The following is a 14,790-nucleotide window of genomic DNA, read 5'->3' on the forward strand; positions in this document are numbered from 1 at the left end:
TCACCCATTTTCCCGCGAGGGGGTGGTGGCAGGATAGAGGTCAAAGCGCACGCTCTTGCCCTTCACACTCGCCTGGGGCGTGTCCGGGCCGAGGGCCGGAGCCTGCAGCGGGCGTTTCACGATCACGCGGCGTTCCACGTGGCGGCGCAAGGTGGCGAGGGTCTGCTCCGCGTCCGGGTCGGCCGCCTCGGGCATTAGCGCCTGGATCAGCTGCATGTCCTTCTTGACCGCCGCGCGCTTGGCGCGCTCCGGGAACATGGGATCGAAGACGGCGGCCATCGCGGGCGGGGCCACACGATCGGGGTTGGCCTTGCCCTCGCGCAGATCAATGCGCCCGATGATGGCGGCGAGTTCCGGGTTGAGGGCGGCGCGAGCCAGCGCATCGGCCAGCAGCTGATACACCACCGGGTGCCGCTCCCAGGCCGTTACCTGGAAGCCGTGCGCGGCCAGCAGCAGGGTGTCGCGCCCGAGTCCGGCAGAGGCGTCGAGTACCTGGCCGTCGCGCGGCAGCTTGCCGAAGGCCCGGATGAGCCCTTCGCGCTGATGGCCGGCATGGGCAAGGCGATAGCCCAGGCGTCCGGCAGCAAAGTCGAGGTGCAGCCGCAGCGTGGGTCGCGTGTCCTCGCGAATCAGCTGGAGGCCGTGGTCTCCCGCCTCCAGTACCAGTTCGGCCTCACCTTCGTGGTGATAGCCGGCGAGCGCCTCGCGCAATCGCTCGGCTTCCGCCTCGTGACCGGGTGCGGCACGTACCTCGAGCGGCATGGGTTCAGTAGTGCGGCGGTGGGGGTTCCGCGCCCTCGGGGGCGCCGCCACGCTCCTCGAGGTCACGCAGGCGATCCCGCAGCCACTGGACCTGCTGGCGCAGTTCGGTATTGGCCTGCTGCAGCTCCAGCTGGACGCGGGCCTGCTCCTCCTGGGTGTACTCCTGGTGGGCCAGGCGGATCTCCAGGTCCTCGATGCGCTGTTGCAGGGCCTTGGTGTCCATGCCGGTCATTCCGCCACGTGGCGCGGCTGGCCGCTCGCGAAGCCGCGGATGTTGGCCGTGACCTCGTCAATCACCCGCTGGCGGGCGCTTCGGGCGGCCCAGGCGGTGTGGGGCGTGAGGACGAGGTTCGGAATATCGTCGGCCAGCAGGGGATGCTCCGCCGGCGGGGGTTCCGGCTCGAGGACGTCGATGCCGGCACCGCCGAGATGCCCGGAGCGCAGGTGGCGGGCAAGCGCGTCGGGATCGACCAGCCCGCCGCGGGCCGTGTTCAGCAGCAGGCTCCCGGGACGCATCCGCTGCAATGCCGCATCGTTGATGAGGTGTCGGGTCGCGGTCGTGAGAGGGCAATGAAGGCTGATCACGTCGCACTGGGAGAGCAGGCGATCCAGTGGGACGCGGTCTTTTTGTGCGCTGCGGACGGGATCGTGGCTCTCCGCGACCAGGACTTCCATGCCGAAGGCCTCGGCCACGCGGGCGGTCGCCTGGCCCAGGACGCCCCATCCGATGATGCCGAGGCGCATCCCGGCCACGGTACCGATGGTATGGTCGAGCAGGCAGAACTGGTCCGAGGCGCTCCAGCGACCTGCGCGGATGTCGGTGCGGTACGCGTCCAGTCGGGTTACCAGGGTCAGGAGCAGCGCGAAGACATGCTGCACGACCGAGTCGGTGGCGTAGTCGCGGGCATTGCTGACGACGATGCCCTGGCGACGGGCGGCGGCGACGTCGATATTGTTGAAGCCGGTCGCGGCGGCGCAGATCAGTCGCAGGCGGGGGGCGGCGGCTAGCAGGTCGGCATCCAGCTCGACCTTGTTGGTGATCACCACCTCGGCGTCCGCGATTCGTTCGGCGCGCTCGTCGGGACGCGTGCGGTCGTGGAAGGTCCAGTCGGGCAGACAGGCGCGGAGTTCGGTGAGGTCGAGATCGTCCCGGTCGACCGTGTTCAGGTCGAGAAAGACGCCGCTCTGGAGCTGATTCATGGGCCGACTTCCCCGGGAGTCTGTGCAAACGATGTCCAACGAAAAGGGCCCCGCGCAGCGGGGCCCTAGAACGTGTACCTGCGCGTAGCGCTGGACCCTTAGTTGTCGCCCATGAAGGCGTGGAACAGGTTCAGCAGGTGCAGGAACATCACATAGAGGTTGGCGTACAGCGAGACGGTCATCACGATGTAGTTGGCCTCGGGGTCGTGAATCATCCGGCTCGTGTCGAACAGGATGGCCGCCGACAGCAGCAGGACGACCGCTGCAGAAATGGCCAGCGACAGCGCCGGGATCGCCAGGAACAGGTTGGCGACAATGGCCAGCAGGGCGACGATCAGGCCGACGACCAGGAAGCCGCCGAGGAAGCTGAAGTCCTTCTTGGTGGCCAGGGCGTAGCCGGAGAGCGTGACAAACGCGATGGCCGTGGCGGCAAACGCGTTGCCGACGATCTGCGGGCCGTTCGGCAGCCCCAGGTACATGCTCAGGATGGGGCCGAGGAAGAAGCCCAGGACACCGGTGAAGGCGAAGGTCAGCACGATGCCGAGCGCGGAATTGCGGGCGGCGTGGATGGCGAACGGACCCCCGATCAGCACGCCAAGCATGATGATCCAGTGCACCGGCGGAGCGTTGACCGCCATGGCGATGAACGCGGTTACCGCGCTGAACGCCAGGGTGAGCGACAGCAGCATGTAGGTCTGCCGGATCACCTTGTTGGTCGAGATGGTCTCGCTGATGGAGCCAGTGCTGGACGGATTACGACTCGAGCGGACGATCTGGTCTCGGGACACGGGTCAACTCCTCAATGGGTTCGAAACAGCCACAGTGTAGCGACAAGCGCGGCGCGTTGCAGCGTTTCCATGGCCGTTCCGGGGCATCCGCCCGGCCATGGAAAAACGGGACCGGCGTGGGCTACTGCATGGGCTCGCCGACCTTCTCCGAAATGGTCTTCACCGCGTGGTCCGTGGACTTGTAGATGTTGTCCTTGCCGATGATTTCGTCCAGCCCGGTGCGCTGCATGACCTCCATGATCTGGGCCTTCACGCCGGCGAACACGAGGGTGATGCCGCGCGCCTTGAGGCGGTGCACGAGCTGGTGGATGACCTCCTCCCCGGAGGCATCGATCTCGTTGATGCCCTTGCCGACCACGATCAGGTACTTCGCCTGCGGATGTCGGGCCACCAGGTCCAGGACCGCGTCTTCGAAATACGGCACGTTGGCGAAGTAGAGTGAACCGTCGAAGCGCATCATCCCGACCTTTTCGTTGGTCTCCAGACCGTAGCGCTTGGCCTCGCGGAGGGTGCCGTCCTCGTAGCGGGCCAGCTCCGACACGCGAGGCTGCATGGTGCGGTACAGGTAGAGCACGATGGCCAGGCCGGCACCGGTGAGGATGCCGTAATCCAGGTTCGGGGCCATGGCGAGGGTCGCCACGAAGGTCACAACAGCGGCAACGCCATCATGCTTGTTGGCGATCCAGGCGTGCTTGATGGCCTTGAAGTTCACCAGGCCGGCCACCGCCATCATGATGATGGCCGCGAGGACCGCCTGCGGCAGGTGATAGATCAGCGGCGTCAGGAACAGCAGGGCGAGGCCGATGATGACCGCCGTGAAGACCGATGACAGTCCGGTCTTGGCGCCCGCGTTCAGGTTGACGGCCGAGCGCGAGAATGACCCGCTGACGGGGTAGCCCTGGGTAAGACCACCGGCAATGTTCGCCAGCCCCTGACCCATCAATTCCTTGCTGGGATCCAGCCGCTGGCCGGTGCGGGCGGCCATGGCCTTGGCGATCGCAATGGCCTCGGTGAAGCCGACCAGCGCGATGACGAAGGCGGTTGTGAGCAGGGTCGTGAAGGTGCCGAAGGTAATCTCCGGGATCGAGAAGGCGGGGAGCCCCTGGGGCACGTTGCCCACCACGGCACCGCCACCGTTCAGGTGGACGGTATCGTCGCCAACACGTTCGATGCGCCAGGCGGCCCGCTCGGCGCGTTCGCGCTCGGCATCCGTCAGGTGATCGTCGGCGACGAAGCGGTCCGGTTCGCCTTCCGCTCCGGGGACACGCCGCAGGGTGATATCGCGGATCTCGTCGCGCATGCCGGCCAGTTCGGGCCGCAGCTCATCTCGCTGCAGGCGCAGCTGGTCGGCTTCGTGGCGGAGCCGGACCGCTTCGGCACCTTCCTGTTCCTGCAGCTCGGCTTCCAGCTTGCGGATCTGGTCGTCGAGTTCGGCCAGGCGTTCGCCTTCGCGTTCGATACCCTGGGCCAGGGTGAGCACTTCGGCCGGTGCGATCCGCTCGATGGAGGTCTCGGCCTTCTGTTCATATCCCATGGCCCAACTCGCCAGGATGGCCACGACCACGGCCACGAGGACACCCGGGACCTTGGGGGTGAAGCGCTTCATCAGCACCATCAGGACGATAGCGCCGACACCGAACGCAAGCGTGGGCCAATGGATACTGCCCAGTTCCATGAGGACGCCCCAGAGGCCCAGCATGAAGTGACCACTGGTATCGATCGGGACGCCCAGGATCTTGTTCAGCTGCGAGAGCGCAATGATGATGGCTGCCGCGTTGGTAAAGCCCACAATGACCGGGTGCGAGATGAAGCTGACGAGCGCCCCCAGCTTGAAGAGCCCCAGCATCAGCTGGACAACGCCGACGATGAACGCCAGGGCAATGGCGAGCATGATGAATTCGGAAGACCCCTCGGCTGCCAGTGGGATCAGCGCCGAGGCCGTCAGCAGCGAGACCACCGCCACTGGGCCCGTCGCGAGTTGATTGGAGGAGCCCCAGAGTGCGGCCACCATCACGGGCAGCAGGGAGGCATACAGCCCGTAGACAGGCGGCAGACCGGCGAGTTGGGCGTAGGCCATGGACTGCGGGATGAGGACCAGGGCGACCGAGATGCCGGCGATGAGGTCCGCGTTGAGCGTCTGCTTCGTGGGGCGCCAGCTCAGGAAGGGAAACACTCGCAGCAGGATCGAATTCATCGGGTCGCTCACTTGGCCAGTTTTAAAGATCGACGACGGCGCGAAACCGAGTGCCAGGGCCCGGGGGGGATCAGGGCCGGTTGGTCTGCCAGGGCCGTCGTCGCAGTGCTGGCAGCCAGCGCTGGCCCGGTAGGGGCGCGGGCGCAATCGGGAAGTGGCGCTGATTATAGGGGGTGAGTATATTTTCTTCTATCTAACCTGTTCTATATGACACATGTCAGATCAGCTATGGGTCGGGGGCGACCGGTCGGCTGTTGGACGGGGAGGCCGGGCGATGGCGCGGGGAGTGATAGATGGCGGAGAGGGAGGGATTCGAACCCTCGAGGGGCTTTCACCCCTGCCGGTTTTCAAGACCGGTGCAATCAACCGCTCTGCCACCTCTCCGAGGTCGGGCATTGTCTGGCAAGGGGGGCGGGCTGGCAACCGGGGTGGTGCTGCGTGGCCTGGCGGCCACGAGAGGGAGGGATGGATTCGGCCCTGCGGGCCTCACCCTTCGGGCGTTGCCTGGCGGCAACGTCCTGCGGCGGCTGAGCCGCCTTGTCGAGACCCTCGAGGGGCTTTCACCCCTGCCGGTTTTCAAGACCGGTGCAATCAACCGCTCTGCCACCTCTCCGAGGTCGGGCATTGTCTGGCAAGGGGGGCGGGCTGGCAACCGGGGTGGTGCTGCGTGGCCCGACCCGGGTGTTGATGGCAGCCGGATGTTCGCCATGAAATGCTTGACGTTCGCGCGCTTGAACCCTAATCTTGTCCGCGCTCCGGGCGGTTAGCTCAGCGGTAGAGCACTGCCTTCACACGGCAGGGGTCACTAGTTCGAACCTAGTACCGCCCACCAATTTCGGATCACGGAAAAGCGGCTTCGGGAAACCGGGCCGCTTTTTTTGTGCCCGGACTACGTCGCGCGGAATGAACTGGGCGTTGTCGGATGGAGGACCTAGTGCGACGCCGCGTCCTTGGGGCCGGCGTTTGCCGCGACGTTCTGGCACTACCCGTCGAACGGTCGTTTCTCGATCCCTCTGGCTCGGATCCCGAAACCGCAGAGGCCGGACATGCAAAAGGGGTCGCTCGGGCCCCCTTGCTTGAATCTGGCGGAGAGGGAGGGATTACTCGGCACTTCGTGCCTCGCCCTCCGGGTCGTCGCCTGCGGCGACGTTCTGGCATCGCTGCGCGCTGCCAGTCGAACCGTCATTTTCGATTCCTCGGGTTCGAATCCCTGGACCGCTGGGGCCAGACATGCAAAAGGGGCCGCTCGGGCCCCCTTGCTTGAATCTGGCGGAGAGGGAGGGATTACTCGGCACTTCGTGCCTCGCCCTCCGGGTCGTCGCCTGCGGCGACGTTCTGGCATCGCTGCGCGCTGCCAGTCGAACCGTCATTTTCGATTCCTCGGGTTCGAACCCCGAAACCGCCGGGGCCAGACATGCGAAAGGGGCCGCTCGGGCCCCTTTGCTAATGTTTGGCGGAGAGGGAGGGATTCGAACCCTCGGTACTCGCGAGAGTACAACGGTTTTCGAGACCGCCCCGTTCGACCGCTCCGGCACCTCTCCGTTTTTTGCACCGGGCGGGGTCGAGCCGCCACGGCGGAGCGAATCCTAGCAGATTCGGTTGCCGGAGCGGTAGCGGCCCCGGTGGCGGGTCACGGCATCAGTCGGGTGATTTCCCAGTCATTCCCGACGCGGTGGTACTGGAAGCGGTCATGCAGCCGACTGGGGCGCCCCTGCCAGAACTCGAACAGTTCCGGCTGCAGGCGGTAGCCGATCCAGGCGGGATCCCGCGGGATGTCGCCTTCCGGGTGTTGTTGTTCCAGCTCGCGTACGCGTTGTTCCAGAGCGTTGCGGTCCGCGACCGGGTGGCTCTGGGTGGAGGCCGCGGCGGCGAGCTGACTCCCCCGCGGGCGCTGGTGGAAGTACTCGTCGGCCAGTTCGCCCGGGAGGGCGGCGACCGGCCCCTCGACGCGAATCTGGCGTTCCGTCTCGGGCCAGTAGAACAGGAGCGCGGCGCGGGGATTTTCGTTGAGGTCCTGACCCTTGCGGCTGCGCGAATCGGTATACCACGCGAGACCTTCGGCATCGACGTGCTTGAGCAATACGGTGCGCGCGGAGGGCTGGCCATCGGCGTCGGCCGTGGCCAGGATCATGGCCGTGGGGTCCGGGTTGCCGGCCTCGCGGGCTGCCTCCAGCCATTCGTTGAGAAGCCCGAGTGGGTTGTCCCGCAGATCGCGGCGACGCAGTTCCGCGTGGGTGTAGTCACGGCGGGTGTGGCGGTGGTCGGCGGTGGTCATGCGGTTCCCCGTGGTTGGACAAGACGTTGTCATCATACGGCGGCGCGAGGGATTCGGAAATTTGTGCGACTTTCGCTGTCACAGTTGGGAGCGAACACAACGAACGCAAGGAGCATCCGATGGCCGAACCGATCATCGCCGCAGTGGAACCCCGGGGCGTGGAGCTGAAAAAGGGCGAGGAGTACGCCTTCTGCCGCTGTGGACGTTCGCAGGATCAGCCGTTCTGCGATGGCTCGCACGAGGGTTCGGGGATCGAGCCCCTGGTGTTCACCGCGGAAGAGGACGGCGAGGCCTATCTGTGCCAGTGCAAGCAATCCGGCAACCTCCCGTACTGCGACGGGACGCATGCGCAGTTCGACGCGGATGCCGTGGGTGGGCCGGCGAGCAAGGCGGACGCGGACGCTGCCGAGGCCGATGCCCGGGACGCGGCACCGACCCCGCGCAACAGCGAGACGGAGCCGCACGTCGAGTGGATTCACGCGCTGGCCCGGGACGGGCTGGAGGGGGTGGGTCGGCACGGGACCACGGTGGCCATGGGTGTGCCGCGGGATCGCTTGCCGAGCTGGGATGGCCTGCAACTTCTGGCGGCGCAACTGGCCACACGCCCGCTGGACGAGGACGCCGCCGTGGGTACGTCCCTGGTGATCGGGCCCGAGGCCCGGCGCCCGCTGGAACTCGACATCCCGCTGCTGGTGTCGGACATGAGCTTTGGGGCGCTTTCGCGCGAGGCCAAGATTGCCCTGGCCCGAGGGGCCGAACGGGCCGGAACCGGCATTTGCTCGGGCGAGGGCGGGATGCTGGATGCCGAGAAGGCGGAGAACTCGCGCTATCTGTTCGAGCTGGGCCCGGCGGGGTTTGGCTACTCCGAAGACGTCCTGGACAAGATCCAGGCGTTCCACTTCAAGGCGGGCCAGGCCGCCAAGACCGGCGTGGGTGGCGTGCTGCCGGGCAGCAAGGTCAGCGACGAGATCGCGCGGGTGCGCGGAATCGAGGCCGGCCAGGATGCCCATTCGCCGGCGGCCAGTGCCGAGTTGCAGACTCCGGCCGATTTCCGCCGCTTTGCCGATGAGGTCCGCGAGAAGACAGGAGGCGTTCCCGTCGGCTTCAAGCTGTCGGCGAACCATATCGAGACGGATCTCGCATTTGCCCTGGAGGCCGGGGCCGACTACCTGATCCTGGACGGGCGCGGGGGTGGCACAGGGGCCGCGCCGGCCTTGCTGCGCGATCACATCAGCGTGCCGACGATCCCGGCGCTGGCCCGCGCACGGCGTTTCCTGGATGCCAACGGGGCATCCGGGCGGGTCACGTTGCTGGTGACCGGCGGTTTGCGCACGCCGACGGATTTCGTCAAGGCCCTCGCGCTGGGCGCGGACGGAATCGCCCTCGCCAATTCGGCGATCCAGGCCGTGGGCTGCGTCGGGGCCCGGATTTGCCATACCAACCAGTGCCCCAGCGGCGTCGCGACGCAGGATCCGAAACTGCGCAGTCGCCTCGATCCGCAGGAGGGTGCTGAGCGGCTCGGACGCTTCCTGGACGGTTCCACCGAGCTGATGAAGGTTTTGGCGCGAGCCTGCGGGCACGCCAGCCTGGAGGACTTCGGCCCCAACGACCTGACGACCTTCGACCGTGATCTGGCGCGCCTGGCCGGGATTCAGTACGCGGGCGTGCTCGGCGACACGTGACCGCTTCGGAATCCATCATGCGTGATGTATGTGTGGAAGGCGGGCTGGTCCGCGCCTTCCGGGGATTCAGACTCTGACGGATCTTGATGTTGGGCAAAGTTACAAGCGCTGCCGCATGGACGAAGCCTTCCTGGCCAGGTTTCTTGCCCGGTTTCTCTAGGAGACGCTGATTTAATCGCACGTCCGCGTTGGTATCCCCTGTTTTCCGAGACAAGGCGCGTCGTGCAGCGGGTAGTGGTTCTACCCGCAAGCGGCGCAACGCAGGATCGGGGAACAGGGGGCACCAACCCCACAAGCCATTGAACGCAGGGGCTCGGCCGCCCGTTTTTGATAACAACGGGCGTGGGAACTGCGTTGCGGTTCCCTTGTGCAGAATGACTGCACGGCAGTCACCGCGCCTTGTTCGCACGCAAAAGCGACTCGAGCGCGGACGCGCGATTAAATCAGCGTCTCCCTAAGCGGATGTTCGTGTGGCCGAAACGCTGGGGCGTTACTCCGCCGAGCGCCAGCGCCTAATCCTCGACCAGTCCATCCATGCGGTCATGCATCACGAGGGGTCCGGATCGGGCGCTGCTGACGGGATCCACCGGGTGGTTCAGGTCCACAGTCGGCATGGCGAGGTTCCAATCGAGCCAACGCTTTATCCGGTCTGGGTGGAGAGCCTGGTTGAATCCCTGCGGGAAACCGACCCGGATTGGGACGCGACCCTTGAAAAGGAATGGCGCGCGGTGATTGCCCCCGTGGTGGATACTCTGGTCGAGTTGCACCTGGCCGGACCTCCCGGTTATAGCAGGGGTGGTGGGATCGCCGACGTTTGATCTGGATCAGGCGGTCCCGGGACAATCCCGTTAGACTCGCGATTTTCCGGAAATGGGGGACTGGATGAGCTACTCCGACGTGCACCAGAGCTACGGACGTTGCCGGCGGGCCGGCCACTTCGTGGATCGCTTTTACGAGCGCTTCCTCGCGGCTGACGAACGAGTGGCGCAGGCATTCCGGACCACCAACTGGTCGCAGCAGAAGCGGGCCCTGGGCCAGGCGATCTCCACCGCAATCAGTTATGCGGAGGGCGAAAGCTTCGTGGCGCCGACGATGGAAAAGATGGCCGAGGTGCACAGCCGTCATGGCCGGGTGCCGGTCGAGCCGGAGCTCTACGGGGTGTGGCTGAACTGCATGGTGGAGACGGCCCGCGAGGTGGACCCGCGCTGGGACGAATCCCTGGCCCAGCGCTGGCGCGGGGCACTGAGCCCTGCGATCGACCTGTTCATCGAGCGCTACTGACACAAGTCCTGCCATGAGGTCCGGCCGGGGGCCTCCGGGCCCGGTCGCGTGAAGCCCCGCCCGCGGGCGTGCCCTGTTGATCTCGGGGCGCCCCGGGCGTGTAATGCGCGGATTTCCTGTTGCCGGCGCTCGCCGGAAGAAGCCTGGTCATGTCCGCTGTCCCCGATTCCCTGTTTGCCCGCAAGCCCTACTGGGCCAAGCGCTTCGGCACAGCGCCGTTCCTGCCGACCACGCGCGAGGAGATGGAAGACCTCGGCTGGGACAGCTGCGACATCGTGCTGGTCACCGGTGATGCCTATGTGGACCATCCGAGCTTCGGCATGGCAATCATCGGGCGGCTGCTGGAGGCGCAGGGGTTCCGGGTCGGTATTATCGCCCAGCCGGACTGGACTTCGGCCGAGCCGTTCCGCGCATTGGGGCGGCCCAACCTGTTTTTCGGCGTAACCGCCGGGAACATGGACTCGATGGTCAACCACTACACGGCCGAGCGGAAGATCCGTTCCAACGACGCCTACACGCCGGGGGATGTGCACGGCAGGCGTCCCGACCGCGCGGTGATCGTCTACGCCCAGCGCGCCCGCGAGGCGTACAAGGACGTGCCGGTCGTGGCCGGCGGAATCGAGGCGAGCCTGCGCCGGATCGCGCACTACGACTACTGGCAGGACAAGTTGCGCCGCTCCGTCTTGCTCGATTCGCGCGCCGACATCCTGCTGTTCGGCAACGCCGAGCGTGCCCTGGTGGAGCTGGCGCATCGCATCGCGGCGGGCGAGCACCCGCGCGAGATCACGGACCTGCGCGGGACGGCCTTCCTGCGCGATGCGGTGCCCGCCGGATACGTGGAGCTGGATTCCAGCGAGGTCGATACCCCCGGACCGGTGGATGCCAACCCCGACCCTTACGCGATGGTCTCGCCGGCGGCCTGCGCCGATGCCGAGGCGCAGGATTCGCAGGCTGTCGAGGGCGAGGCGGAGGCGGGCGCGAAGGTCGTGCGCTTTCAGCGCCATATCCCGCGTGGTACGCCGCGCGAAGGGACGGTCATTCGTATCCCCGCGTTCGAGCAGGTGAAGGGCGATGCGGTGCTGTACGCCCATGCCTCGCGGGTACTGCACCTGGAGACCAATCCCGGCAATGCGCGGGCGATCGTGCAGCGCCATGGCGACAAGGAGGTCTGGCTCAACCCGCCTCCGGTCCCGTTGTCGACACCCGAGATGGACGCGGTGTTCGATCTGCCCTATGCGCGCGCGCCGCATCCCTCCTACGGGGATGCCCGCATCCCGGCCTGGGAGATGATCCGCTTCTCGGTGAACATCATGCGCGGCTGTTTCGGCGGCTGTACGTTCTGTTCCATCACCGAACACGAAGGGCGGATCATCCAGAGCCGGTCCGAGGACAGCGTGCTGCGCGAGATCGAAGAGATCCGCGACAAGGTCGACGGGTTTACCGGGGTGATCTCGGACCTGGGCGGGCCGACCGCCAACATGTACCGGCTGGCCTGCAAGGACCCGAAGATCGAGCAGAGCTGTCGGCGGCTGTCCTGTGTGTACCCGGGCATCTGCAGCAACCTGGACACCGACCATGCACCGCTCATCCGGCTGTACCGCAAGGCGCGGGCCCTGCCGGGGATCAAGAAGATCCTGATCGCCTCGGGGCTGCGCTACGACCTTGCCATCGAGTCCCCGGAATATGTGAAGGAGCTGGTGACCCACCATGTGGGTGGCTACTTGAAGATTGCGCCGGAACATACTGAAACCGGGCCACTGTCCCGCATGATGAAGCCGGGAATGGGGACCTATGACCGGTTCAAGGCCATGTTCGAGAAGTACTCGAAGGCGGCCGGGAAGGAGCAGTACCTGATCCCGTATTTCATCGCCGCGCATCCCGGCACCACGGATCAGGACATGCTGCAGCTGGCGTTGTGGCTCAAGCGCAATGACTTTCGCGCGGATCAGGTACAGGCATTCCTGCCCAGCCCCATGGCGCTGGCCACGGCCATGTGGCACTCCGGGCGGGATCCGTTGCGTGGCATCCGGCGCAAGGCCAGCGAACGGGTCCCGGTGGCGCGGGGGGTGCGTGCGCGACGCCTGCACAAGGCGTTCCTGCGCTACCACGACCCGAACAACTGGCCACTGCTGCGCGATGCCCTGCAGCGGATGGGAAGGGCCGACCTGATCGGCAACGGTAAGCACCATCTGGTGCCGACGTGGCAGCCGGCCGGAACGGGTCAGGGGTCGGCGAGGCCGTCCGCGGGTGGGCGGATTACCCGGGGCGGCAAGGCGTTGAAGAAGCGCGGTCAGACCTTCCAGACCCAGCACAATGGGGTAGAGGCCGCGGCTCGTCCGGGTGGCAAGCCCGCGCCGGCCGGCAAGGGCGCCGGACGCTCCGTGGCGCCGAAAGGTGGCAAGCCGCGGGCGGCGGGCAAGGTTCGCCGGAAGGGGCGTCCGGCAGGCAAACCGCCGCGCGTCCGCGGCTGAGCGGCCTCAGGACGCGGTTGGCTCGGGAGCCGGTACCTGCCCGTCCAGGCTGATGTTCAGGCCGGTGGTCGTTCGGTCGCCGGGGTCGAGGAAGTACAGGTACGGACCCACCACCGCCTCGGGGCCGGGCAGCAGTTCCGCGTTTTCCCCCGGATAGTGGCCGGCCCGGAAGCGGGTGCGCACGGGGCCGGTGTCCACGCCATTGACGTGGATGAAGCGTGGCTCGTTGCGATGTTCGTGCGACAGGATGTCGATCAGGGCGTCCTGCGCGGCCTTGGCCATCCCGAAGGCGCCCCAAAAGGCCTTGCGTGCATTCTGGGTCGAGACCACGAGGCTCCCGGTGGGGCTGGCCTCCAGTAGCGGCAGCACGGCCTGGGTCAGGAAGAACGGGCCGTGCAGATTGCTGTTGATGACCTTGAACCACAGCTCGGGGTCGTAGTTCTTCATCGGCATCAGGGCGCCGGCCCAGCCCGCGTTCAGCACCAGCCCGTCGAGGCGGCCCAGGGAGTCGCGGATGTTCTCCGCCAGGTCGCCGTAGTCCTTGACCGTTGCGCCTTCGAGATTCAGGGGATAGATCGCGGGCTGCGGATGGCCGGCCTGCTCGATGCGGTCGTAGACCGCCTCCAGGCCCTTGAGGTCCTTGTCCAGCAGGACGACCGTGGCACCGGCCGCGGCGCAGGCCTCGGCGACCGCGCGGCCGATGCCGTCGGCGGCCCCGGTGACGAGGATCACGCGCTGGTCAAAGGCGCCCGGCTCGGGACGATGGGCGAGGAGGCGGGGGATATCGAGGTCGGTCAAGGATGGTCCTCCAGGAACAGGTGCGCCGATTCTAGTCCAGATTGTACGGCCGCTTCGAGCGTGGACGGCAGTGCGTGGGTCAGGTAATCCCCCGCCAGATAGCAGCCGGGCCACGGCGTGCGGGCTGGCGGCCGCTGGTGATCCAGATCGACCCGGGCGTCCACCGTGGCGCGGCGCTCGCAGACGCTGTGGCCGGTTTCGGGTTCCCCCAGTTCGGGAAAGGTCCGCGCCAGCGAGCGGGCGACGGTGCGCCATCGAGCGTCGGCCGTCAACGGTGCGAGGTCGTCGGCGGTGGAAATCACGATCGCCAGCCAGTGCGGCGCACCCGCCACGTGCCGGGGGATCAGCCACTGGCCATGCTGGTCCAGCAGGCCCTGGAGAGGCGGACGGTCCGTCACCGGGCGCGGGTAACGCAGGTAAACGGTGCAGATACTGCCGGCCCCCATGGCCGCGAGACCCTGGTGTGTGGCGTCCCAGCCGGGATCCGACGGCAACAGGCTGGCGGTCGCGGTGGGCGGGGTGGCCAGGATCAGGGCGCGCGCGGTGCTGGTCCCGCCCTGACGGTCGTGCAGTCGATAGGGAGCGTCCGGGTGCGTCGCGTCGCGCTCGATGGCCGTGATACGGCGGCCGAGTTCCACGCATGCATCGCGCTGGCGCAGTTCGCGCAAGGCGGGTTGCGGGAAAAGCTCGCCCAGGGGGCGCGCCGGGATCAGGAGCTGGGCCGCCTGGGGGCCGTGATTCAGGGCCAGGCGCAGGACGTTCTGGAAGATCCGGGCGGAGGCCATACGGGTCGGGGTGTTCATCACGGCCAGGCACAGGGGGTCCCACAGGCGCTGGACGAGGGCCTCGGGCTGGTGCCGCTGTCGCAGCCAGTCGAGCACCGGCAGGTCGTGCCGCAGGGGGCGGTGGAGCATCGCGGCGGCACCGATCAGAGCGCGCAGCCGGACGCCGGTTGCGTGGCCGGGCAAAGAGCGGTAGAGGGCTGTGGCCAGCGCCGGCAGCCGGGGCGAGCGCGGTTCGAGGACGAACGCCGGTGCGTGGCCGCCGGGATCGAACATCCGCAGGCCGAACGGGACGGCGTGAAAGGCCGACTCGGGGTCGATGTCGACTGCGCGGATCTGCTGCAGGGTCTGCTGGCAGGCCCCCACGAGGATGTGCTGGCCGTTGTCCAGCGGCGTTTGGTCCAGCTCCAGGCTGCGGGCGCGACCGCCGGGGGTCCTGCCGGCCTCGATCAGGTGCACGGGCTGTCCGGCCCGCGCGAGGGCGAGGGCGGCGGTCAGCCCGGCCCAGCCCGCACCGACCACGGCGACGGGCGCTGCGGGAGAGCCGGAGGCCATGG

The 14,790-nt window shown here is 67.2% G+C and carries 12 protein-coding genes, 4 tRNA genes and 2 other RNA genes; 5 read left to right on the forward strand and 13 right to left on the reverse strand.

Annotation, left to right across the window (positions count from 1 at the left end; translation table 11 throughout):
* From F817_RS0108345 to F817_RS14540, 7 genes are all read right to left on the reverse strand, one after another.
* A complete protein-coding gene (locus tag F817_RS0108345) occupies positions 1 to 762 on the reverse strand; it encodes a class I SAM-dependent methyltransferase (RefSeq protein ID WP_024327218.1) in 762 nt (253 codons plus the stop codon).
* Between the two features lie 4 nt (positions 763 to 766).
* The gene (locus tag F817_RS0108350; RefSeq protein WP_024327219.1) at positions 767 to 985 is read right to left on the reverse strand and encodes a SlyX family protein; all 219 of its coding nucleotides are present in this window, start codon (positions 983 to 985) and stop codon (positions 767 to 769) included.
* Between the two features lie 5 nt (positions 986 to 990).
* Entirely contained in the window at positions 991 to 1,962 is a 972-nt protein-coding gene (locus F817_RS0108355) for a D-2-hydroxyacid dehydrogenase (protein ID WP_024327220.1), read from the reverse strand.
* A 98-nt stretch (positions 1,963 to 2,060) separates the two neighbouring features.
* A complete protein-coding gene (locus tag F817_RS0108360; protein ID WP_017941768.1) occupies positions 2,061 to 2,750 on the reverse strand; it encodes a Bax inhibitor-1/YccA family protein in 690 nt (229 codons plus the stop codon).
* Between the two features lie 121 nt (positions 2,751 to 2,871).
* A complete protein-coding gene (locus tag F817_RS0108365; RefSeq protein ID WP_024327221.1) occupies positions 2,872 to 4,944 on the reverse strand; it encodes a SulP family inorganic anion transporter in 2,073 nt (690 codons plus the stop codon).
* Positions 4,945 to 5,238: 294 nt separating this feature from the next.
* Positions 5,239 to 5,328: transfer RNA gene (locus F817_RS0108370), tRNA-Ser, on the reverse strand.
* A gap of 68 nt (positions 5,329 to 5,396) precedes the next feature.
* Positions 5,397 to 5,557 (reverse strand) — tRNA-Ser (locus tag F817_RS14540).
* Between the two features lie 144 nt (positions 5,558 to 5,701).
* Here F817_RS14540 and F817_RS0108375 point away from each other — a divergent pair.
* Positions 5,702 to 5,776, forward strand: a tRNA-Val gene (locus F817_RS0108375).
* Between the two features lie 251 nt (positions 5,777 to 6,027).
* Here the strand turns inward: F817_RS0108375 and F817_RS14190 are convergent.
* From F817_RS14190 to pdxH, 4 genes are all read right to left on the reverse strand, one after another.
* A non-coding RNA gene (locus tag F817_RS14190) (RtT sRNA) lies at positions 6,028 to 6,176 on the reverse strand.
* Positions 6,177 to 6,211: 35 nt separating this feature from the next.
* Positions 6,212 to 6,342: non-coding RNA, RtT sRNA (locus F817_RS14195), on the reverse strand.
* A gap of 53 nt (positions 6,343 to 6,395) precedes the next feature.
* Positions 6,396 to 6,485 (reverse strand) — tRNA-Ser (locus F817_RS0108380).
* An 89-nt stretch (positions 6,486 to 6,574) separates the two neighbouring features.
* The gene (pdxH, locus tag F817_RS0108385) at positions 6,575 to 7,219 is read right to left on the reverse strand and encodes a pyridoxamine 5'-phosphate oxidase (protein ID WP_024327222.1); all 645 of its coding nucleotides are present in this window, start codon (positions 7,217 to 7,219) and stop codon (positions 6,575 to 6,577) included.
* A gap of 119 nt (positions 7,220 to 7,338) precedes the next feature.
* Here pdxH and F817_RS0108390 point away from each other — a divergent pair, with 119 nt between their 5' ends.
* The 4 genes from F817_RS0108390 to F817_RS0108405 all read left to right on the forward strand — a co-directional run bounded on the left by F817_RS0108390 (position 7,339) and on the right by F817_RS0108405 (position 12,653).
* Positions 7,339 to 8,901: a glutamate synthase-related protein gene (locus F817_RS0108390; RefSeq protein WP_024327223.1), complete on the forward strand. Its 1,563-nt coding sequence runs from the start codon at positions 7,339 to 7,341 to the stop codon at positions 8,899 to 8,901.
* A 470-nt stretch (positions 8,902 to 9,371) separates the two neighbouring features.
* The gene (locus tag F817_RS13770) at positions 9,372 to 9,719 is read left to right on the forward strand and encodes a hypothetical protein (protein ID WP_155988448.1); all 348 of its coding nucleotides are present in this window, start codon (positions 9,372 to 9,374) and stop codon (positions 9,717 to 9,719) included.
* A 64-nt stretch (positions 9,720 to 9,783) separates the two neighbouring features.
* Positions 9,784 to 10,182 carry a globin gene (locus F817_RS0108400; RefSeq protein ID WP_024327224.1) on the forward strand — a complete coding sequence of 133 codons (399 nt, stop codon included), beginning with the start codon at positions 9,784 to 9,786 and terminating at the stop codon, positions 10,180 to 10,182.
* 149 nt (positions 10,183 to 10,331) lie between these two features.
* Positions 10,332 to 12,653, forward strand: coding sequence for a YgiQ family radical SAM protein (locus F817_RS0108405; protein ID WP_024327225.1), 2,322 nt, complete (start codon positions 10,332 to 10,334; stop codon positions 12,651 to 12,653).
* A 6-nt stretch (positions 12,654 to 12,659) separates the two neighbouring features.
* Here the strand turns inward: F817_RS0108405 and F817_RS0108410 are convergent, their stop codons facing one another.
* Both F817_RS0108410 and hpnE read right to left on the reverse strand, forming a co-directional pair.
* On the reverse strand, positions 12,660 to 13,451 hold the full coding sequence (locus tag F817_RS0108410; RefSeq protein ID WP_024327226.1) for an SDR family NAD(P)-dependent oxidoreductase: 792 nt from the start codon (positions 13,449 to 13,451) through the stop codon (positions 12,660 to 12,662).
* Positions 13,448 to 14,788 (reverse strand): hydroxysqualene dehydroxylase HpnE, encoded by a 1,341-nt coding sequence (gene hpnE, locus F817_RS0108415; protein WP_024327227.1) that lies wholly within the window; start codon positions 14,786 to 14,788, stop codon positions 13,448 to 13,450. Before hpnE ends, F817_RS0108410 begins: the two co-directional genes overlap by 4 nt.
* Between the last annotated feature and the right edge of the window lie 2 nt (positions 14,789 to 14,790).

It is taken from the genome of Thioalkalivibrio sp. AKL19, assembly GCF_000420165.1.
GTDB lineage: Bacteria > Pseudomonadota > Gammaproteobacteria > Ectothiorhodospirales > Ectothiorhodospiraceae > Thioalkalivibrio.

What these genes read in the sequence shown, in the direction of transcription:
- F817_RS0108350 (WP_024327219.1), bottom strand. Translation starts at nt 985, where the DNA reads ATGGACACCAAGGCCCTGCAACAGCGCATCGAGGACCTGGAGATCCGC.
- F817_RS0108390 (WP_024327223.1), top strand. Translation starts at nt 7,339, where the DNA reads ATGGCCGAACCGATCATCGCCGCAGTGGAACCCCGGGGCGTGGAGCTG.
- hpnE (WP_024327227.1), bottom strand. Translation starts at nt 14,788, where the DNA reads ATGGCCTCCGGCTCTCCCGCAGCGCCCGTCGCCGTGGTCGGTGCGGGC.
- F817_RS0108365 (WP_024327221.1), bottom strand. Translation starts at nt 4,944, where the DNA reads ATGAATTCGATCCTGCTGCGAGTGTTTCCCTTCCTGAGCTGGCGCCCC.
- F817_RS0108345 (WP_024327218.1), bottom strand. Translation starts at nt 762, where the DNA reads ATGCCGCTCGAGGTACGTGCCGCACCCGGTCACGAGGCGGAAGCCGAG.
- pdxH (WP_024327222.1), bottom strand. Translation starts at nt 7,219, where the DNA reads ATGACCACCGCCGACCACCGCCACACCCGCCGTGACTACACCCACGCG.
- F817_RS0108400 (WP_024327224.1), top strand. Translation starts at nt 9,784, where the DNA reads ATGAGCTACTCCGACGTGCACCAGAGCTACGGACGTTGCCGGCGGGCC.
- F817_RS0108355 (WP_024327220.1), bottom strand. Translation starts at nt 1,962, where the DNA reads ATGAATCAGCTCCAGAGCGGCGTCTTTCTCGACCTGAACACGGTCGAC.
- F817_RS0108405 (WP_024327225.1), top strand. Translation starts at nt 10,332, where the DNA reads ATGTCCGCTGTCCCCGATTCCCTGTTTGCCCGCAAGCCCTACTGGGCC.